16 protein-coding genes are annotated in these 20154 nt (G+C 47.9%); 1 reads left to right on the top strand and 15 read right to left on the bottom strand.

What is annotated here, in order from left to right; genetic code table 11:
- Window positions 1-8: 8 nt before the first annotated feature.
- From priA to KH172YL63_RS07400, 7 genes are all read right to left on the bottom strand, one after another.
- Complete coding sequence (priA, locus tag KH172YL63_RS07430; RefSeq protein ID WP_173105510.1) at window positions 9-2432, bottom strand: primosomal protein N'; 2424 nt, start codon at window positions 2430-2432, stop codon at window positions 9-11.
- Window positions 2419-3648, bottom strand: coding sequence for a bifunctional phosphopantothenoylcysteine decarboxylase/phosphopantothenate--cysteine ligase CoaBC (gene coaBC, locus KH172YL63_RS07425; protein WP_173108085.1), 1230 nt, complete (start codon window positions 3646-3648; stop codon window positions 2419-2421). The genes priA and coaBC overlap by 14 nt, the downstream gene beginning before the upstream one ends.
- A 136-nt stretch (window positions 3649-3784) precedes the next feature.
- Window positions 3785-4006 carry a DNA-directed RNA polymerase subunit omega gene (gene rpoZ, locus KH172YL63_RS07420; RefSeq protein ID WP_173105509.1) on the bottom strand — a complete coding sequence of 74 codons (222 nt, stop codon included), beginning with the start codon at window positions 4004-4006 and terminating at the stop codon, window positions 3785-3787.
- Window positions 4007-4621, bottom strand: a complete 615-nt coding sequence (gmk, locus tag KH172YL63_RS07415) for a guanylate kinase (protein ID WP_173105508.1) — start codon at window positions 4619-4621, stop codon at window positions 4007-4009.
- Complete coding sequence (gene remA / locus KH172YL63_RS07410) at window positions 4622-4894, bottom strand: extracellular matrix/biofilm regulator RemA (RefSeq protein WP_034755776.1); 273 nt, start codon at window positions 4892-4894, stop codon at window positions 4622-4624.
- A 56-nt stretch (window positions 4895-4950) separates the two neighbouring features.
- Window positions 4951-5826: a YicC/YloC family endoribonuclease gene (locus KH172YL63_RS07405; protein WP_173105507.1), complete on the bottom strand. Its 876-nt coding sequence runs from the start codon at window positions 5824-5826 to the stop codon at window positions 4951-4953.
- A gap of 120 nt (window positions 5827-5946) precedes the next feature.
- A complete protein-coding gene (locus KH172YL63_RS07400; protein WP_173105506.1) occupies window positions 5947-8628 on the bottom strand; it encodes a calcium-translocating P-type ATPase, SERCA-type in 2682 nt (893 codons plus the stop codon).
- Between the two features lie 206 nt (window positions 8629-8834).
- On the opposite strand from KH172YL63_RS07400, the gene KH172YL63_RS07395 reads away from it, so the two are divergent.
- The gene (locus KH172YL63_RS07395) at window positions 8835-10538 is read left to right on the top strand and encodes an Rqc2 family fibronectin-binding protein (protein WP_173105505.1); all 1704 of its coding nucleotides are present in this window, start codon (window positions 8835-8837) and stop codon (window positions 10536-10538) included.
- 88 nt (window positions 10539-10626) lie between these two features.
- Here the strand turns inward: KH172YL63_RS07395 and pyrE are convergent, their stop codons facing one another.
- Genes pyrE through KH172YL63_RS07355 form a run of 8 tightly spaced genes read right to left on the bottom strand, consistent with a single transcriptional unit; the run spans window position 10627 to window position 20102 of the window.
- A complete protein-coding gene (pyrE, locus tag KH172YL63_RS07390) occupies window positions 10627-11250 on the bottom strand; it encodes an orotate phosphoribosyltransferase (RefSeq protein WP_173105504.1) in 624 nt (207 codons plus the stop codon).
- On the bottom strand, window positions 11247-11957 hold the full coding sequence (gene pyrF, locus KH172YL63_RS07385; RefSeq protein ID WP_173105503.1) for an orotidine-5'-phosphate decarboxylase: 711 nt from the start codon (window positions 11955-11957) through the stop codon (window positions 11247-11249). Before pyrF ends, pyrE begins: the two co-directional genes overlap by 4 nt.
- Window positions 11929-12870, bottom strand: a complete 942-nt coding sequence (locus tag KH172YL63_RS07380) for a dihydroorotate dehydrogenase (protein ID WP_173105502.1) — start codon at window positions 12868-12870, stop codon at window positions 11929-11931. The genes pyrF and KH172YL63_RS07380 overlap by 29 nt, the downstream gene beginning before the upstream one ends.
- Window positions 12867-13634, bottom strand: a complete 768-nt coding sequence (locus tag KH172YL63_RS07375) for a dihydroorotate dehydrogenase electron transfer subunit (RefSeq protein ID WP_173105501.1) — start codon at window positions 13632-13634, stop codon at window positions 12867-12869. Before KH172YL63_RS07375 ends, KH172YL63_RS07380 begins: the two co-directional genes overlap by 4 nt.
- Window positions 13631-16843 carry a carbamoyl-phosphate synthase large subunit gene (gene carB, locus KH172YL63_RS07370; protein ID WP_173105500.1) on the bottom strand — a complete coding sequence of 1071 codons (3213 nt, stop codon included), beginning with the start codon at window positions 16841-16843 and terminating at the stop codon, window positions 13631-13633. Before carB ends, KH172YL63_RS07375 begins: the two co-directional genes overlap by 4 nt.
- Entirely contained in the window at window positions 16836-17927 is a 1092-nt protein-coding gene (locus tag KH172YL63_RS07365) for a carbamoyl phosphate synthase small subunit (RefSeq protein ID WP_173105499.1), read from the bottom strand. The genes carB and KH172YL63_RS07365 overlap by 8 nt, the downstream gene beginning before the upstream one ends.
- Entirely contained in the window at window positions 17924-19210 is a 1287-nt protein-coding gene (locus tag KH172YL63_RS07360) for a dihydroorotase (protein WP_173105498.1), read from the bottom strand. The genes KH172YL63_RS07365 and KH172YL63_RS07360 overlap by 4 nt, the downstream gene beginning before the upstream one ends.
- Window positions 19170-20102 (bottom strand): aspartate carbamoyltransferase catalytic subunit, encoded by a 933-nt coding sequence (locus tag KH172YL63_RS07355; RefSeq protein WP_173105497.1) that lies wholly within the window; start codon window positions 20100-20102, stop codon window positions 19170-19172. Before KH172YL63_RS07355 ends, KH172YL63_RS07360 begins: the two co-directional genes overlap by 41 nt.
- Window positions 20103-20154: the final 52 nt, after the last annotated feature.

The raw sequence follows: 20154 nt of genomic DNA, 5'->3' as shown, positions 1-20154 counted from the left end.
AAATGACCTTACATCATCATATAAGGATTCACATCAATCGAAACGGTCAGTCCGCTTGATGCATATTGCTGTTGGAATTGATCCAGCACTGTTTTTAACGTGATACCAAGATTTGGCTCCCGCTTGTATTTTATCAAACATTGATAACGATATCTATTCTTTATCCGGGGGATGGGTGATGCACTGGGCCCAAGGATGATGGTCGTATCTGACAGCTTAGAGCGGATATACCCAGCCATTTTCTCCGTGATGTCCACAAGCTTCAACAGATCCTCATGACTTAATGTGAGGAGGGTGATGTAGAAGAATGGCGGGTAGGACCCCATTTTCCTCATCATCATTTCCTGTTGATAAAAGCGGTTATAATCATGATTCGAGGCAAGTTCGATTGAATAGTGTTCCGGTGTGTAAGTCTGAATGACCACTTCCCCGGGCAGCGCGTGCCTGCCGGCTCTCCCACTCACCTGGGTCAACAGCTGGAACGTCTTCTCTGCTGCCCTGAAATCAGGAAGATGGAGCATCGTATCTGCACTTAGCACGCCTACGAGCGTGATGTTCGGAAAGTCTAAACCTTTGGCAATCATTTGTGTCCCAAGCAGGATATCCGCCTTTCCTTCCCCAAAGGCAGTCAGCAACTTCTCATGGGACCCTTTCCGGGAGGTCGTATCGACGTCCATCCTGATGATGCGGGCAGAAGGCAGCAGTTTCGTCAATTCTTCCTCTACCTTTTGTGTACCTGTCCCAAAATAACGGATATGTTCGCTCGTACACTCAGGGCACGATGCCGGCACTCCTTCTTCGTAGCCGCAGTAATGACATTTCATCCCGTTCGAGAAACGATGATAGGTAAGGGAAATGTCACAATGAGGACATTGAAGGACAAAGCCGCAGTCCCTGCACATGATGAAAGAGGAATGTCCCCTCCTGTTTAGAAACAATACGGTCTGCTCTCCCTTTTCCAACCGGTCCTGCAGCTTCTCGAACAGTTCGGTTGAAAACATCGAGCGGTTCCCCTTCCTCAATTCCTCCCTCATATCAACGATCTCAACAGAGGGAAGCGGTCCATCATTCATCCGTTTGTCCAAGGTGAGGAGCCTGTAGACGCCCTTGGATGCACGTGCGAATGATTCAAGGGAAGGGGTCGCACTTCCCAAAATGACCGGACATCTGTGGTATTCCCCCCGGTAAATGGCTACATCCCTTGCATGATATCGGGGATTTTCCTCCTGCTTGTAACTCGTTTCATGCTCCTCGTCGATGATGATGATGCCAAGGTTTTCAAATGGCGCGAAAACAGCCGAGCGTGCACCAACGACGACCTTGACTTCTTTTCGCTGAATCTTTCTCCATTCATCATATTTTTCACCGGTCGATAATCCACTGTGAAGGACGGCAACATCGTTACCAAAGCGCCCTTTGAACCTATGGACCATCTGTGGAGTCAGGGAAATTTCAGGAACCATTACGATCGCTTCTTTTCCGTCTTCCAACACGCGCTGAATCGACTGAAGATAGATTTCTGTTTTCCCGCTCCCGGTCACGCCGTAAAGGAGATATGTGTGATGCTCCTTTTCCTCGATCGACCCCAGTATCGGCGTAATCGATTCGGCCTGCTGGGTGGTTAGCGGAAGCGGCGAGGTCTTTTCAAACGTTCTGTTTTCAAAGGGATCCCGGTAGATTTCAACGTTTTTTTCCTTCAAGTATCCTTTGTGGACAAGCGTCTTGATCGTGCTTGAAGTCGTGGCCATTTCTTCAAGGAGCACTGAAGCAAGGACCCCGTCCCCTCCAGGTGCAGCGTCATTCATGTACTCTATGATCTGCTTTTGTTTACTTGCCTGGGGCGGAAGTGCACGCAACACTTCCTCCAGTTCTTCCTGAGGGATGGCAAGATACAGTTTTCGGACCGTTTTCTTTTTACCCTTGGCCTTTACTCTGTAAATGACCTCAATAGCGCCGCTTTTCACCTCTTTTTGGATGAGGGGAAGAAGTCCCATCTCCTCTATAGCCTTCCAGGAAACTTCCCTTCCGCTCTGAAAGACCGGCTGAAGCTTTTGATGGAGGTCATCAGGCCGCTTATTGTCTTCGAGATGAAAGAATTTTTCATACTTTGCCTTCATGGCTGCAGGCAGCATCGCCTGAAATGCTGAGATCTTGAAACACAGGGTTTTCTCTGTCAGCCAATCTCCCAATGTGAGCAGCTCTTGATTCAATACAGGAATGAGGTCCATCGGTTCATGGATCGGTTTGAGTTTGGAAACCTCGCCTTTTTCTTTGAGATCGATGACAAATCCCTGGATTTTCCTCGGACCGAATGGGACGACGACCCGCATTCCCGGAACAATGATGCCTTTCCACTCTTTCGGTATGGTGTAATCAAAGGTCCGGTCCGTCTGCATTGCAGGAACATCGACGATGACGCTAGCTACGTTCATGTTCGGCACCCTTCTTCATTTGATTCATTGCTTCCTTGAAAATCTCCCTTGCTACCTCGCCCTTCGTCATGAGCGGGAGGTTCCTTACGTTACCGTCACCTGTGACAATCGACACTTTATTCGTATCTGTCCCGAATCCTGAACCGGTTTCTTTCACATTGTTCGCGACAATCATATCTGCCCTTTTCTTCTCGAGCTTCGCTTTTGCATATTTCTCAACATCCTGTGTTTCCGCGGCGAATCCAATCAGGAATTGATGCTTCTTTCGTTCACCTAGACTCATCAGGATATCTTTTGTCCGTTCGAATTCAATCACAAGATTTCCTTCTTTTTTCTTCAGTTTCTCCCCGAGGGTTTCCTTCGGTCGATAGTCGGCAACCGCAGCGCTCTTCACGACAATATCTGCCGTCGGGAATGCTTCAAGAACGGCTTGATACATGTCTTCAGCACTTGTCACAGAAACAAACTCCACACCCTTGGGTACCTGCAATCCGGAAGGGCCGGAAATGAGAACGACATCGGCACCTGAGGAGGCTGCCGCTTCAGCGAGGGCATATCCCATCTTCCCTGTCGAGCGATTTGAGAAATAGCGTACGGGATCGACCATTTCCCTCGTCGGACCGGCGGTGATGACGACTTTCTTTCCTTTCAGGAGATGCTTATACTGATCATCCTCAGAAAAATGGCGGTCGATCAAATCGACGATCTTTTCAGGTTCTTCCAACCGTCCCTTTCCAACATAGCCACAGGCCAAATACCCTTCACTCGGTTCGACAAATCGATAACCATACTCATAAAGGGTATCGAGATTGCGTTTCACTGCCGGATGGTCATACATATGTACATTCATAGCCGGGGCGATCCAGACGTCTGCCGTTGTGGCAAGGATCGTCGTGGAAATCATATCATCTGCAATTCCGTTCGCAAGTTTCCCGATGATGTTAGCGGTTGCCGGAGCGACAAGCACCAGATCGGCCCAATCGGCGAGATCGATATGAGCGATTTTCTCTGAATCCTTTTCATCAAACGTATCCCAATACACATCTTGACGGGACAGGGCCTGGAATGTGAGAGGTGCGACAAATTTCTTTGCCGACTCGGTCATGATGACTTTTACCTCCGCCCCGTTTTGAACGAGCTTGCTTGTTAAGGCTGCTGCTTTATATACAGCGATGCCTCCTGAAACACACAATAATATTTTTTTCCCCTGCATCATTTCATTTTCCCCCATTACTCTTTATCCTCCCTATATTATGAAGGATAGTGATAGAAAAAGAAAATAGGGTTGTCTCGAAAGACGATGAAATCTTTCGAGTCAACCCCGTAGAGTTATTCATTCAGCTTACCGTGTTTTATTCATCGGAATAAACGGCTTTGGCATCTCTTTCTTTCATGGATAATTGTCCAGCCTGGATTTCTTCCAGCGCTTTCCCTACGAATTTATGGGAATCATAGCTGTTCAAACGGAAATCACCTGTATCCTGCAGGTTTCTTGCACGCTTCGCTGCAATACTGACTAACGAATATTTAGAGTCGATCTTCTTCATTAAAGAATCAATGGATGGGTTTAACATTTATTCAACCTCCAGCATATTTAAGTATCTTTGTTGCACGCGTTCACGCTTGCAGTGTTCCGCCTGAACGATGGATTTGATCTTACCGACGGCATTTTCGATTTGATCATTTTCAACAATGTAATCATACAGATTCATCATTTCGATTTCTTTTCTTGCTGTGTTCATTCTTCCTTCGATGAGGTCCTCTGTTTCAGTCCCCCTTGTCACAAGGCGGTTCTGAAGTTCAGAAAGGCTTGGCGGCGCAAGGAAAATAAACAGCCCTTCAGGGAACTTATCCCTGACCTGCTGGGCACCCTGCACTTCGATTTCGAGGAATACGTCTTTTCCGTCCTCGATCGTCTGGCGGACATAGTCCACCGGTGTCCCGTAGTAATTCCCGACGAATTCGGCGTGCTCGAGGAGTTTCCCCTGCTCAATCAGTGTTTCAAATTCTTCTCTTGATTTAAAGAAATAATCCACACCATCCACTTCGCCTTCACGGGGACTCCGTGTTGTCATGGAGATGGAATATTCAAACTTGGTATCTTCCTGGGAAAAAATCGCTTTACGTACTGTTCCTTTCCCTACACCTGATGGCCCGGAAAGCACGATCAGCAATCCTTTTTCTTTCATTTATTTACCCTGCCCTTCTTCTACTAAATCCTCTTTATCAGTCAAACGATGAGCAACGGTTTCGGGCTGCACAGCTGAAAGGATCACATGATCACTATCCGTGATGATCACCGCTCTCGTCCGTCTTCCATATGTAGCATCTACAAGTGTTCCGCGATCTCTCGCATCCTGGATCAGACGCTTGATCGGGGCTGATTCAGGGCTGACAATTGATATGATGCGGTTAGCTGAAACAATATTTCCAAAACCTATATTGATGAGCTTGATCGACATAACGCTCCTCCTAATCAATAGTCTAGTTTCGCCTGAATGGATGGAAACTAAACTTGTTATTCTACATTTTGCACTTGTTCCCTCAGCTTCTCAAGTGTTGATTTTAATTCAACGACAATGGTGGCGATGAAGGAATCATTTGCTTTTGAGCCGATTGTATTCACTTCCCGGTTCATTTCCTGAATCATGAAATCCAGCTTCCTGCCTACCGGTCCTTCTCCAGTCAATGCGGAGTGGAAATACTGAATATGGCTTTCGAGCCTGGTCAATTCTTCCGTGATATCGGACTTATCTGCAAATACTGCCACCTCGGTCAGTAAACGACTTTCATCAAAAGGCATTTCGTTGTATTCGACAATCCTCTTCCTCAATCGTTCCCTGTATTGCCTGACCACTTCAGGGGCATGTTTTTTCAGTTCGACCACACTGTTCTCAAAATGCCGGAGATGGGAAAGAAAATCTTCCTTGAGGAGCTTCCCTTCGTTCTCACGCATTTCCCTGAGATCCATCGAAGCTTTATTTACAGCTTTCAAAACCAAAAGTTCAAGCTCTTCGTTCTCATCTTCCATCTCTTCGACCACAATGAATTCTTCCCTGGTCAGGAGATGGGATAATTGTACTTCATCTTGTAAAGAGTAGGTTTCTTTCACTTTATTTACTAACTGATAATAATCTTGAATGAGCTTCCAGTCAATATGTAGATTTTTATGTACCAGACCTTCCCCGCTGATGGTGATGAAAATATCCACTTTTCCCCGTTTCACGAAACGGGATACTTGTTTCTTGATTTTTTCTTCGATTTTCATCAGTTGCCGGGGCATTCTTATGTAACATTCATTGAATCTGTGATTAACAGACTTCATTTCTACCGTTACAGTATGTTGATCTGAGTCGACTTTGCTTCGTCCAAAGCCTGTCATACTCACAACCATTCGATCACATCCAATCTTTTAACGGGATACCTGTATAGATCAAGTCATGACTCCGGTAGTGATTGATATAAAAAAGGTAATAGAGGACTTACTCTATTACCTTTTGGATTATACCATATTTCACTGTTTTTTTCTTGCAAAAAATGACCCGGCGAGTAAAAAGGTAGGGACAGAGCTTAAACCGATGATCAACAGCCAGTCTTTCAGTACGATCGGTACGGTATGGAAAATCGGCTGGAGAGAAGGTATATATATGACCAAGAGCATCAGGACGAGTGAAGATAAGACGGCAAAAACGAGATACATATTCCCAAACGGGTTCCTCGAAAAGACCGATACTTCGCTCCTGCAGTCGAATACATGGATGAGCTGCGCCATGACCAGCGTGGCAAATGCCACCGTTTGTGCATAGGCCAGGTGATCAGGATGGGTCTTGTAGGAAAGCATGAACGCAAGTAATGTCACACCGCCGATCAAGAATCCCCTGGAGACGACCTTCCACCCCAAGCCCCTTGCAAATACGCCTTCTTTCGGATGTCTCGGCTTCCTCTTCATGACATCATCTTCCGGCTTATCGAGGCCGAGTGCCATGGCAGGCAGACCGTCAGTTACCAGGTTGACCCAGAGGATCTGGATCGGCACAAGCGGAAGCGGCAGTGCAAGAATCATCGCGAACAGCATCACAAGGATTTCCCCTACGTTTGAAGCAAGCAGGTACCTGACGAATTTCCTGATATTCTCGTAAATATTTCGCCCTTCTCCGATCGCTGACTTGATTGTGGCAAAGTTATCATCCAGTAATACGAGTGAAGAGGACTCTTTGGCCACATCCGTGCCGGTGATCCCCATGGCAACACCGATGTCGGACGATTTGATTGCCGGGGCGTCATTCACCCCATCGCCGGTCATCGCTACAATATGGCCCCTGTTTTGGAGGGCCTTCACAATCTTCAGCTTATGTTCAGGGGACACCCTGGCAAACACTGAGACTTGATCGACGACTTCTTCAAGTTCAGACACTTCCATTTCATTCAATGCCTTGCCGTCCAATACCCGGTCTTTATTCTTTAAGATCCCAAGCTGTCTCGCTATCGCCTTTGCGGTCAAGACATGATCGCCTGTGATCATCACGGTCTTGATGCCTGCTGCACGGCATTCTCTGACCGCTTGCTTCACTTCAGGACGGGGAGGATCGATCATTCCCTGCAGCCCGATGAATGTCACTCCCTGTTCCACATCGCCTTCTGTCAGCGTTTCTATCGACCTTCCATCGATTGTTTTATATGCGATGGCAATATTCCGGAGTGCATGTGATGACATGTCACTAATCGTTTCCTCGACCTTTTTGGAAAACTCTGAGGATATAGGTACAATCCTTCCTTCCCACAAAATTGTGGAACTTTTCCCCACCAGCACGTCAGGAGCCCCTTTTGTGACTGAGAAATACTTCCCGTTGTGATCCGTCACGATGATGGTCATCAACTTTCTCGTTGAATCAAAGGGAAATTCCTTCACAACGGTAAATTTTTTCTGTAATGCTTCCCTCGTGAGGCCTGCTTTTAATCCTGCGACCAGAAGCGCGCCTTCTGTAGGATCTCCATCGACGACGAAACGTTCTTCACGGGTGATGAGTTCTGCATGGTTACACAGCATCCCGAAGGTCAATAATTGGTGAAGGGGCTGCTCACTGTGAGGTGCCACCCTTTGTTCCCCGTCATAAAATTGCCCGTTCGGCTCATATCCTGATCCACTGACAGTCCACATCCGGCCGCCGCTCCACAGATGGGTGACGGTCATTTTATTTTGCGTGAGCGTACCTGTTTTGTCCGAGCAAATGACCGATGCACACCCGAGTGTTTCGACTGCCGGCAGCTTCCTGACAATCGCTTTTTTCTTGATCATCCTCTGCACACCGAGGGATAGAGCCACGGTCACGATCGCCGGCAGGCCTTCCGGAATGGCTGCCACCGCAAGTGAAACGCCAGCAAGGAACATCGTATACATGTCATGGCCCTGAATGACCCCGATGCCGACAACGAGAGCCGTCAAAATCAGGGCAACCGTAATGAGGATTTTCCCCAACTCCTCAAGTCTTCTTTGAAGAGGGGTGATCATCGTTTCCGCCTTTTGGATCATATCAGCAATTTGACCCATTGCCGTTTTCATCCCGATCGCGGTCACCACGCCAATCCCGTTGCCCCTTGTGACCATCGTGCCCATGAACGCCATATTTTCCAAATCACCGAGACTTATATTTTCACCGGAGACAGGAGCGGTTGTTTTGGTAACAGGTAAAGACTCCCCGGTTAATGCAGACTCTTCTATCTCCAGGTTATTCGCTTCAATCAGCCTGACGTCAGCACCGATCCGGTCTCCGCTTGCAAAACGGATCACATCCCCGATCATCACTTCCTTTGAAGCCAATTTCATCCATTTCCCATCCCTCAACACCGTCACCTGCGGGGCTGAAAGCTCCTTTAATGCTTGTAGGGACCTTTCTGCTTTTCTCTCCTGGAAAAAGCCGAGGAACCCGTTGATTAAAACAATGGCAATGATGGCAATCGCATCGATATACTCACCGAGCAATCCGGAAATGAGAGTGGCTGCCAGCAACACGAGAACCATGAAGTCCTTGAATTGGCTGAAAAACAATAATAAAGCTGATTGCTGCTCAGCTTCTTCTAATTGGTTATAGCCATATTGTTTCCTTCTCTCGGCTACATCTTTTGTGGAAAGCCCTTCTTTATAGTCCGTATTCAATGACTGTTCTATGTCCTCTTGTCTCATCTCATGAAATTTCATGCAACCATTTCACTCTCCTCCTACGATACGAAAAGTTGTCCTTCTCATAGCATTCTTATTCAGACTCGTCCTAAAAAATGATATGATTTAATTACGTTTTGCATTTTATCCCCCCGGAGGGTAAAATCGATTACATTTGGCAGAATGAACTGTCAGGGTGATTAAGGAGAACGAATTGAAATCGTTTAGAGCAAAGGATGTTGTTTATGTCATTTGATGGATTATTCACAAAAAGCATGACGCAAGAATTAAATGAGAACTTATTACATGGACGAATCAACAAAATACATCAACCATATAAAAATGAAATCATCATGATCATCCGTGCCAACGGAAAGAATCATAAAGTGCTGTTATCCGCACATCCGAGCTATTCACGGGTACAGATCACAAATGAAAATTATGAAAACCCGTCTGTTCCCCCGATGTTCTGCATGCTCCTTCGCAAGCATCTTGAAGGGTATATCATCGAGGGCATCAATCAAGTCGCCCTCGACCGCATGATCATCTTCGAGGTGAAAGGCCGGAATGAAATCGGTGATATTTCTTATAAGCAGGTGATCGTTGAAATCATGGGCCGGCACAGCAATATCATCCTGGTCGACAAAGAACGGAACATGATCCTTGACAGCATCAAGCATCTTCCACCGAGCATGAATTCCCACCGGACGGTCCTTCCCGGCCATACGTACGTACTTCCGCCTCAGCAGGATAAGAAGAATCCTCTTGAAGTGACAGGCGAAGACGTCTTACGGGCACTGGACTTTAACTCAGGCAAGCTCGATAAGCAGATTGTCCAGTCGTTCGCCGGGGTCTCTCCCCTTCTTGCAAAAGAAGTGGTTCACCGGGCAGGCATCGGCCATCAGTCCGGGATCGCGGATGCTTTTCTTCACATGATGGATTTGGCAAAGTCGGACAAGGTCACACCGACGCTGACGGCAGGGGACAAAGAAAGCTTTTACTGGCTCGACCTGCAGCACCTTCAGGGGGAAAAGCAGGCATTCTCTTCTTTAAGCGAATTATTGGACCGGTTCTTTTACCAAAAAGCGGCACGGGACCGTGTAAAGCAGCAAGGAAATGACCTGGAAAAATTCATCCGGAATGAACGGGATAAGAATGTCAATAAAATCGAGAAGTTAAAACAAACGTTGGAAGATGCAAAACTCGCCGACCGCTATCAACTGCTCGGTGAACTTCTAACATCGAACCTTTACGCCGTCGAACGGGGCATGACCGAGGTCAGTGTCGTCAATTACTATGATGAGAACGGGGAGAGCATCACGATTCCACTCAACCCGCAAAAATCCCCATCAGACAATGCACAGCTCTATTTCTCACGCTATCAAAAAGCGAAGAACGCAGTGAAAATCGTTCATGAACAAATAGAAAAAGCCGAGGAAGAAATTGCATACCTCGAGCAGTTGATGCAGCAGCTGGAATCAGCAGGGACGAAGGACGTCGAGGAAATCAGGGAAGAGCTTGAAGAAGAAGGCTACCTGAGAGCGAGAAAGCAAACGAAAAAGAAGAAAGCCAACCTGAAGCCTGTCCTTGAAGCATACACCTCCTCTGACGGGACACCCATCCTGGTTGGGAAAAATAATAAACAAAACGACTATCTGACAAATAAGGTCGCGGGCCGGGAAGAAATCTGGCTTCATACGAAGGATATACCAGGTTCCCACGTTGTAATCAGGAGTAAAAATCCTTCCGGGCAGACGATCAAGGAGGCGGCCAACATTGCAGCTTACTTCAGTAAAGCCCGGGAATCAAGCTCGGTGCCGGTTGATTACACCGAAGTGAAACAGGTAAAGAAACCAAAAGGCGCCAAGCCCGGTTTTGTCATTTACGAAGGGCAGCAAACCATGTATGTTACCCCTGATTTGGATTTGGTCAGATCTTTGAGGGATTGAGGAAACGCCTATTACATCTCACTATTAATAAATAATCCGGACCCATTCCATTAGCATGGACTGGGTCCGGATTTTCTTTTAAGAATAGCTAGTTCCCCCACAACTCAGGATCTTTTCTCCACCTGTGCAACTCGGACAATTCCTCTTCTCCGATGACGCCTTTTTCTAAAGCTACTTCCAACAGGCTTGAATAATCCGAAAGAGAATAAGCGGTGATCCCATTCTCTTCAAGCATGTTTACCCCTTTTTCCAATTCATATGTAAAGATCGCGACGACCCCCAGCACCTCGCAGCCTGCTTCCCTTAATGCGTTCACGGCTGTGATGCAGCTACCTCCGGTGGAAATCAAATCTTCCACCACGACCACTTTTTGTCCCGGTGCGGTCAGTCCTTCGATCTGCTTCCCTTTTCCGTGTGCCTTCGGTTTTGACCTTACGTAACACATCGGAAGGTTCAGTTTCTCACTTACCCAGGCAGCATGGGGAATGCCTGCCGTTGCTGTTCCGGCAATCAATGTTGTTTCCGGGAAACGCTCCTTGATCATCTCTGCAAGGCCTGTCGCAATATCATTTCTTACACCAGGATAAGAAAGCGTCAGACGGTTATCACAATAAATCGGGGACTTGATCCCTGAAGACCACGTAAACGGATCAGACGGATTTAAATACACTGCTTTGATATCCAATAGTTGTTTCGCGATTTCATGCTTCATTCTTTTCCCTCCCATTCATGCATAACCCTTTCATAAGTAAGGACCGGATCAGCGGCACCCGTGATGCTCCTGCCTACGACGATATAGGACGAACCTGATTCTCTTGCCATCCGTGGTGTCGTCACCCTTGTTTGGTCATCCAAACGGTCATCGGGCTGCCTGATCCCCGGGGTCACCCTGATGAATTTTTCCCCGCAATGCTCCCTTATCATATTGGCTTCATGAGGGGAACATACCACCCCGTCAAGCCCCGCATTTTTCGCAAGCTTCGAATAATGAAGGACCGATTCATTGATGGAACCCCGTATTAGCTGCTCTTTCTGCATTTGCTCTTCAGATGTTGAAGTTAATTGGGTGACAGCGATCAGTTTCGGACGCTTTTGGTTGGCTTTCACACCGGCATAAAGGCCCTCGAGCGCCCTTTCCATCATAGCGCTGCCGCCTGCGGCATGAACATTGACCATCTCCAGATCGTACCCGGCTAGTCCTTTCATGGCCCGATAAACCGTATTGGGAATATCGTGCAGTTTTAAATCCAGGAAAATGCGATGTTGTTTTTTGAGTATTTCCTCAATTATCCATGGACCATGTTGAAAATAGAGCTCCATGCCGACTTTCACATTCAATGGTTCTCGGAAAAGAGCCAAAAACGATTCTGTTCTTTCCCACGTCGGGAAATCAAGCGCGATAAACGGCTTTTGGTTCATGCTTGCCCCAACTCCTTCCCGTCAGTTCTGAAATGGACGCCACGCCGAGTTCATCAAGTAAAGGCGGCAGATCATCAATGATTCTCTTACAGATGAATGGATCGATGAAATTCGCTGTTCCGACAGCGACGGCACTTGCCCCTGCATAGAAATATTCAATCACGTCTTCAGCTGACTGTATTCCGCCCATCCCGATGATCGGGAGGTCCACATGCTGACTCACCTCATATATCATCCGGATGCCGACAGGCTTGATGGCAGGACCGGATAGTCCACCTGTTTTATTGGCGAGGACCGGCTTACCTGTTTTGATATCAAGCCTCATTCCGAGAAGCGTGTTGATCATCGTCAGTCCGTCCGCCCCTCCTTTTTCAACCGCTTTGGCCATCGCCACAATATCCGAGACGTTCGGCGACAGCTTTACATACAAAGGTACCTGGGAAACTTCCTTTACTCTTTCTGTCAATTCCTGTGCCACTTCAGGGATGGTACCGAAGGCGATCCCCCCTGTTTTGACATTTGGACAGGAAATATTCAACTCGAGAGCCTTTACGTTTTCAGCACTGGAAATGACCTTCGCCACCTGAACATAGTCGTCCATCTGTGAACCAGCAACATTGGCAATGATCGGGACATCGTATCGGGACAGCCATGGAAGTTCATGTTCCATCACGCTTGAAAGGCCCGGGTTTTGTAACCCGATTGCATTGAGCATACCGGCATTTGTTTCGGCGACTCTCGGGGTCGGACTTCCGAATCTTGATTCTTCCGTCGTCGCTTTGATCATGATCGCCCCAAGCGCACTCAGATCATAGAACTGGCTGTACTCCCTGCCGAATCCGAAACAGCCTGAAGCCGGCATGACCGGATTCTTCAATGATAATCCCGGCAATTCGATTTTCAATGAATTCATAACTGCACCACCCCTGCTTGAAATACCGGCCCATCGCTGCAAATCTTCACATAGCTTGAACCGTGGGGATCATCCTGCTTATGACAGACACAGGCAAAGCACGCGCCGATTCCACAGCCCATCCGTTCTTCCAGTGAAATGTATCCCCTTTTATTTTCCAGTTGCGATTGAAGGGCTTTGAGCATCGGTGTCGGACCGCATGAATAAAAGACATCGAATATAGGCTGTTCCTCCTGTATGATATCGGTAACGAAGCCTCGCGTTCCGAGCGTTCCGTCAACCGTTGCTACGGATGTTCTGCCGAGCTCCTTGAATTGTTCCACATAAAAACTTACATCTTCACTTTGAAAACCCAGAATGTGCTGCACATCCCATCCTTTAGCGACAAGAGATTTTGACAGCCCATAAAGGGGAGGGACGCCAATCCCTCCGCCAACGAGAAGCGCTGTCTTTTTCCCCTCTTCCAGATGGAACCCATTGCCGAGCGGTCCCAATATATCGACGGTATCTCCCTTTTCCGCCTGGGAAAGAAGCACCGTCCCCTTTCCCTCTGCCCGGTAGATCAGCGTCAGCTCTTCTTGATCATAGGTTGCAATGGAAATCGGTCTTCTTAATAACGGATCGATTCCGCTCCCTGTCTTCACATGGACAAATTGACCAGGTGCCTTGATTTCACCGGCTAACTCTCCGTGTAATACGAGTTTGAAGATATTCCTGGCGATCCTTCGATGATCAAGCACTTTCATCTTTTCATTCATGATCATTGATAGACCGCCTCTCTTGTCTTCTGTTGTGACTGAAGCGCTTCAGCCGAGAATGTCATCGATTCAATCACCCGCAGGATGGCTTCCGCTGTATCGAGTGATGTGAGGCATGGGATTCCATTTTCCACCGATTCCCTCCGGATCCTGAATCCATCCCTTTCCGGCTGTTTCCCTTTCGTGAGCGTATTGATTACAAGCTGCGTTTCTCCACTTTGGATGATATCCAGCAGGGTCGGTCCTTTTGACCCGATCTTATCCACTTCACTGACGGCGATATTTGCTTGCTTTAGATGCCCGGCAGTCCCTTTCGTCGCAAGGATGCTGTATCCGATATCGATAAAGCGCCTAGCGAGTCGGACCGCTTCATCCTTATCTTTATCAGCCACCGTCATTAACACCGAACCGTATTCTTTCATCTGCATCCCCGCCGCTACCATTCCTTTGTACAGGGCTTTTTCCAAGGTAGAGTCTTTCCCCATCACTTCCCCCGTCGATTTCATTTCAGGGCCAAGGGTGATGTCAACCCGTCTCAGTTTAGCAAAGGAGAAGACAGGTACCTTCACGTACACACCGTGTTTCTCGGGTATCAAACCTGACTCATAGCCTTGATCTTTCAAGGAGATTCCGAGTATGGCCTTTGTCGCCATATTCGCCATTGGTACATTGGTGATTTTACTGATGAACGGTACTGTCCGGCTGGAGCGTGGATTCACTTCCAGGACGAATACCTCTCCTTTTGAGATGACGTATTGGATATTCAATAAGCCGACGATGTTCAAGCCTTTGGCCAAACGGGTCGTGTAATCAACGATCGTCTGCTTCTGTTCAGATGACAGCTGTTGCGGCGGATATACAGCAATGGAATCCCCGGAGTGGACCCCGGCCCGTTCGATATGTTCCATGATCCCCGGGATGACCACATCCACTCCATCAGAGATGGCATCGACTTCAATTTCCTTCCCGATCAAATACCTGTCAATCAATACAGGGTGCTCTGGATTGACCTTCACGGCATTTTGCATATATTGCAAAAGCTCCTCTTTCCGGTAGACGATTTCCATCGCCCTTCCCCCCAGCACATATGATGGTCTGACGAGCACCGGGTATCCGATATCTTCGGCAATGAGGATGGCCCCTTCGACGGATACAGCTGTTTTTCCTTCGGGCTGCGGGATGGAGAGTTCCTTCAGCGTATGCTCGAACTTATCCCGGTTCTCTGCCCGGTCGAGATCCGCAAGGGAAGTTCCAAGAATTTTGACGCCCCTGCTTACGAGTTCGTCTGCAAGGTTGATCGCAGTTTGACCGCCGAACTGGACGACGACGCCCTTTGGTTTTTCAAGATCGATAATATGCATCACATCTTCTACGGTCAGCGGCTCGAAGTATAGTTTATCCGATATGCTGAAATCAGTTGAAACCGTTTCTGGGTTGTTATTTACGATGATCGCCTCATACCCTGCTTCCTTGATTGCCCAGACAGAATGCACCGTTGCATAATCGAACTCCACCCCCTGCCCGATCCTGATCGGGCCTGACCCAAGGACGATGACACTCTCCCGTGCGGTGACCTGAGACTCATTCTCGTCCTCGTACGTGCCATAGAAATAGGGCGTTTCTGATTCAAATTCTGCCGCACATGTATCCACCATTTTATATACGGGGATCAATCCACTTTCCTTTCTCCAGTAATAAAGCTCCCTTTCCGTACAGTTCCACAGTCTTGCGAGCTTATGATCTGCAAAGCCCATTCTCTTCGCTTTCCCTGCCAGTTCAAGATCGAAAGGTTCATTGGCCAGTTCCCTTTCGAATTCTACGATTCTATTCATCTTGTACAAGAAGAATAGATCGATTCTGCTCCATTCGTGTATTCTTTCGATCGTCACCCCTCTTCGGAGTGCTTCGCCGATATAGAAGAGCCTTTCGTCCCCTGCTTTACGTATCCTCTTTTCAATCCATTCGTCGGTAAATTGTTCAGCGTCGTTCAATTCAAGATGATACGTGTTGCATTCAAGTGAGCGGATCGCCTTCAGAAGCGACTCTTCAAACGTCCTGCCGATTGCCATGACTTCACCGGTCGCTTTCATTTGGGTGCCCAGGTTGCGCTTGGCCGCTTCAAATTTGTCAAATGGCCATCTCGGAATTTTGGTCACGACGTAATCCAGTGCAGGCTCAAACGATGCATAGGTTTTACCGGTAACAGGGTTCATCATCTCATCGAGCGTCAGTCCGACGGCGATCTTTGCTGCAAGCTTGGCAATCGGATAGCCTGTTGCCTTGGAAGCGAGGGCAGATGAACGGCTCACCCTGGGATTCACTTCGATGATGTAGTATTGGAAGCTATCCGGATCGAGGGCCAACTGTACGTTACACCCTCCTTCGATCCCAAGGGCACGGATGATTTTCAGGCTCGTATTACGGAGCATCTGATATTCCCTGTCGCTTAAAGTCTGACTCGGTGCCACCACGATCGAATCCCCTGTATGGATCCCCACTGGGTCGACATTCTCCATATTACATACGACGATGGCGTTATCGGATGCATCCCTCATGACCTCGTACTCTATTTCTTTAAACCCTGCAATGCTTTTTTCCAGTAAGCATTGGGTCACCGGGCTGTACTTCAACCCGGAACCAACGATTTCCTTCAGTTCCTCTTCCGTATGACAGATTCCACCGCCTGTGCCCCCGAGCGTGTATGCAGGGCGCACAATGACCGGGAAGCCAACTTCTTTCACAAACTGAAAGGCTTCCTCCACCGTCCGGATGATCTCACTTTCCGGCACCGGTTCTTCCAGTTCATTCATCAGGTTTCTAAAAAGGTCCCGGTCTTCTGCTTTTTCAATGGCAGAAAGCTTTGTACCGAGAATCTCCACCCCACATTCTTCCAACACACCGGATTGTGCGAGCTCAACAGCCAGGTTCAATCCTGTTTGTCCCCCCAATGTTGGAAGGACAGCGTCCGGCCGCTCTTTACGAATGATCCTGCTGACAAACTCGAGCGTCAACGGTTCAATGTACACTTTATCTGCCATTTCTGCGTCAGTCATAATGGTGGCAGGATTCGAATTCACCAGGATCACCCGATAGCCTTCTTCTTTTAATGCGATACATGCTTGTGTTCCGGCGTAGTCGAATTCTGCCGCCTGGCCGATGATGATGGGTCCGCTTCCGATCACTAATATGCTCTTGATATCTGTACGTTTAGGCATGTTGAAGCTCCTTTCGTTTCTCCTCTTTCATCAGTTGAAGGAAATCATCAAATAAGTAGTTCGAATCTTCAGGTCCTGGTGATGCTTCAGGATGATATTGAACCGTGAAAGCTGGATAATCCCGATGCTTCAGCCCTTCCACCGTCCCATCATTGATGGCCGTATGTGTCACTTGAAGCCTCGATTCTGTCAGTGATTTTTCATCGACTGCATATCCATGATTTTGTGATGTGAGTGCGACTTTTCCTGTTAATAGATCTTTCACCGGGTGATTGCCGCCCCTGTGGCCAAATTTCATTTTGAAAGTGTCACCGCCGCAGGCAAGGGCGAATAACTGATGCCCGAGGCAAATGCCGAAGATTGGAAATTCACCGATCAACGCCCTGATGGTCCCGATGGCTTGCGGTACATCTTTCGGATCCCCCGGCCCGTTAGACAGCATGATGCCGTCAGGCTGCAGGCGACGGATTTCTTCTGCTGTTGTATCATAGGGGACGACGATCACATCACAATCCCTTTTATTCAATTCCCTCAGGATTCCGTGCTTCATCCCGAAATCCATCAACACGACCCGAAAGCCTCTGCCTGGACTTGCATAAGCTGTTTTCGTTGAAACCTGTTGAACTTGATCAAAGGGTAATTCAGTTTCTCTTAATCTCGCAAGCATGGTTTCTGCCTCTATTTCCCCACTGCAGATGATCCCCTTCATCGCCCCGTGCTTTCTGATGACTCTCGTTAACTTTCTCGTATCGATTGCCGCTATCCCCGGAATCCCCTTGATCTTTAACAACTCATCCAATGTAGACTCATTTCTCCAATTTGACGGGAAGTCAGCCACTTCTCTCACGATGATTGCTTTGACAGCAGGTGTGATCGATTCGAAGTCATCCCGGTTGATCCCGTAGTTGCCGATCAGGGGATACGTCATCGTGACGAGCTGTCCGCAATAGGACGGATCTGATAAAATTTCCTGATAGCCTGTCATGCTGGTATTGAATACCACTTCACCGATCGTTTCTTCATTCGCACCGAATCCTTCACCCATGAATACTGTTCCGTCGTCTAATATGAGCTGCCGCTTCATGCTTGATCTCCTCCTTCATTCCATACAAGTCTCCCTTGATAAAACGTCGCTTTCGGCCATCCCTTGCATTCCCACCCTTTGAAGGGGGTGTTTCTTCCTTTTGACAAGAAGGCAGCAGGGTCTACAGCCTTTTGATCCTCTAAATCGAGCAGAGTAAAATCAGCTTCTCCCCCCACTTCAAGTCGTCCATACGGAAGCCTGAAGCTTGAGCAAGGTTTGATCGTCATCCAGTCGATCAACTGTTTCAGTGTAAAAATTCCTTTTTCCACAAAGTTTGTATAGAGCAGGGGAAAAGCCGTCTCCAATCCTGTGATGCCGAATGGTGCCTGAAGCATCCCTTCAGATTTTTCTGCCTCTGTATGGGGGGCATGATCTGTTGCGATGAAATCGATCGTACCGTCAAGCAACCCTTCAATGAGGGCCTGCCGGTCACTTTCACTTCTGAGTGGCGGATTCATTTTGAAATTCGGATCAAGCCCCGGAATATCCTCTTCTGATAAAAGGAGATGGTGGGGGGTCACTTCTGCAGTCACATGTATGCCGGCTTTCTTTGCATCGCGGACGACCCTTACCGACTCTTTCGTTGAAATATGACAGACGTGATAATGGACTCCTGCTGCTTCTGCAAGAAGGACGTCCCTTGAAATATGTACAGCTTCACAAATGGACGGGATGCCGGGAAGATCATGTTTCCTTGAAAATTCCCCTTCATGGACCGCGCCGCCCTGGATCAATGTGTTCTCTTCACAATGGGCGACAATCGAGGCGGACATGGAAGCGGCCTTTTTCATCGCTTCATACATCACCCCTGCACTTTGCACGCCGACTCCATCATCGGTGAATGCAAATGCGCCATGTTCCTTTAAGGCAGATAAGTCATTGAGCGTCTTGCCTATTTGTCGTTCAGTGATCGCACCATACGGTAACACCCGTACAGCGGCTGTTTCGGAAATCTTTTTGTTCAGTGCCTGCAAATGCTCTGCTGAATCGGGTACCGGCCTTGTGTTCGGCATAGCGGCGATGGTCGTGAATCCGCCTTTTGCCGCAGCTTTCGTACCGGTCTCGATTGTTTCCTTATGCTCGCCACCCGGCTCCCGCAGATGGACGTGTAGATCGACAAAGCCCGGGGAAATCATCAAACCTTCTACGTCGTATTCCTGGTGATCGGCACATTCAAGATTGACTCCGATCTCAGCAATTTTGTTATTTTCTATTTTCACATCAACAGTTTCCAGCTGACCATCACCTGACAGCATGCGTGCATTTCGAATGAACCAATTCATTTCCATTCCCCCATTCATTTTTTTCAAGCGCCCTTTTTAATACAGCCATCCTGACGTAGACGCCATTTTCCATTTGCTTGAATATCCTTGATTGATCACACTCAACAAGCGACGGTGCAATCTCCACCCCCCGATTGACGGGTGCCGGATGGAGGATGATGGCGTCCGGCTTCATGTTTGCTTTACGCTCTTCCGACAAGCCGAATTTCTCAAGATATCGTTCATTTGTCAGATGTGAGGTACTTTCATGCCTTTCATGCTGGATCCGGAGAAGCATGACAACGTCCGAATCCACTATACAGTCATCGAGTTCTTCATAGGGATGCCGGTCCTGGGCGGGAAACCATTCCCTCGGCCCGGAGAAGATGACATGGGCGCCGAGTTTCGAAAGCGCTTCTGCATTTGACCTGGCCACCCTGCTGTGGGCAATGTCTCCGACGATGGATACTTTGAGGCCTTCGAATCCATTAAATTCCTGCCGGATCGTCATAAGGTCGAGCAGGCATTGTGTTGGATGATTTCCGCATCCATCACCGCCGTTGATGACACTGATCTTAAGCGGAGCGAGCTGTTCAAAATACCTTTCCAATGAGTGGCGGATGACAACCGCTTCAACACCGAGGCTTTCGAGCGTTTTCACTGTGTCATACAGGCTTTCTCCTTTTTGGATGCTTGAAGTCTGTGCTTCAAAGGGAATGATTTCAAGACCAAGCTTTCTTTGTGCCATTTCAAAGCTGCATTTTGTACGCGTACTTGCTTCAAAAAAAAGGTTGGCTACATATTTGTCTGTCCCTTCCTTCCACACTTTTCCCTCTCTGAATTGTTCGGCCTCATCCAAAATTCCGATGATCTCTTCCTTTGATAATTCGTTCATCGTCAGTAAGCTTTTCATCTCCAAACGGCCCCCTATTTATATGAAATTTTATTAAAAAACACCCTGCCAT

The organism is Bacillus sp. KH172YL63 (assembly GCF_011398925.1).
Classification (GTDB): Bacteria; Bacillota; Bacilli; order Bacillales; family Bacillaceae_B; genus Rossellomorea.
This window is presented reverse-complemented; position numbering and strand designations above follow the sequence as displayed.

What these genes read in the sequence shown, in the direction of transcription:
- priA (WP_173105510.1), bottom strand. Translation starts at nt 2,432, where the DNA reads ATGAACGTAGCTAGCGTCATCGTCGATGTTCCTGCAATGCAGACGGAC.
- coaBC (WP_173108085.1), bottom strand. Translation starts at nt 3,648, where the DNA reads ATGATGCAGGGGAAAAAAATATTATTGTGTGTTTCAGGAGGCATCGCT.
- rpoZ (WP_173105509.1), bottom strand. Translation starts at nt 4,006, where the DNA reads ATGTTAAACCCATCCATTGATTCTTTAATGAAGAAGATCGACTCTAAA.
- gmk (WP_173105508.1), bottom strand. Translation starts at nt 4,621, where the DNA reads ATGAAAGAAAAAGGATTGCTGATCGTGCTTTCCGGGCCATCAGGTGTA.
- remA (WP_034755776.1), bottom strand. Translation starts at nt 4,894, where the DNA reads ATGTCGATCAAGCTCATCAATATAGGTTTTGGAAATATTGTTTCAGCT.
- KH172YL63_RS07405 (WP_173105507.1), bottom strand. Translation starts at nt 5,826, where the DNA reads ATGGTTGTGAGTATGACAGGCTTTGGACGAAGCAAAGTCGACTCAGAT.
- KH172YL63_RS07400 (WP_173105506.1), bottom strand. Translation starts at nt 8,628, where the DNA reads ATGAAATTTCATGAGATGAGACAAGAGGACATAGAACAGTCATTGAAT.
- KH172YL63_RS07395 (WP_173105505.1), top strand. Translation starts at nt 8,835, where the DNA reads ATGTCATTTGATGGATTATTCACAAAAAGCATGACGCAAGAATTAAAT.
- pyrE (WP_173105504.1), bottom strand. Translation starts at nt 11,250, where the DNA reads ATGAAGCATGAAATCGCGAAACAACTATTGGATATCAAAGCAGTGTAT.
- pyrF (WP_173105503.1), bottom strand. Translation starts at nt 11,957, where the DNA reads ATGAACCAAAAGCCGTTTATCGCGCTTGATTTCCCGACGTGGGAAAGA.
- KH172YL63_RS07380 (WP_173105502.1), bottom strand. Translation starts at nt 12,870, where the DNA reads ATGAATTCATTGAAAATCGAATTGCCGGGATTATCATTGAAGAATCCG.
- KH172YL63_RS07375 (WP_173105501.1), bottom strand. Translation starts at nt 13,634, where the DNA reads ATGATCATGAATGAAAAGATGAAAGTGCTTGATCATCGAAGGATCGCC.
- carB (WP_173105500.1), bottom strand. Translation starts at nt 16,843, where the DNA reads ATGCCTAAACGTACAGATATCAAGAGCATATTAGTGATCGGAAGCGGA.
- KH172YL63_RS07365 (WP_173105499.1), bottom strand. Translation starts at nt 17,927, where the DNA reads ATGAAGCGGCAGCTCATATTAGACGACGGAACAGTATTCATGGGTGAA.
- KH172YL63_RS07360 (WP_173105498.1), bottom strand. Translation starts at nt 19,210, where the DNA reads ATGAATTGGTTCATTCGAAATGCACGCATGCTGTCAGGTGATGGTCAG.
- KH172YL63_RS07355 (WP_173105497.1), bottom strand. Translation starts at nt 20,102, where the DNA reads ATGAAAAGCTTACTGACGATGAACGAATTATCAAAGGAAGAGATCATC.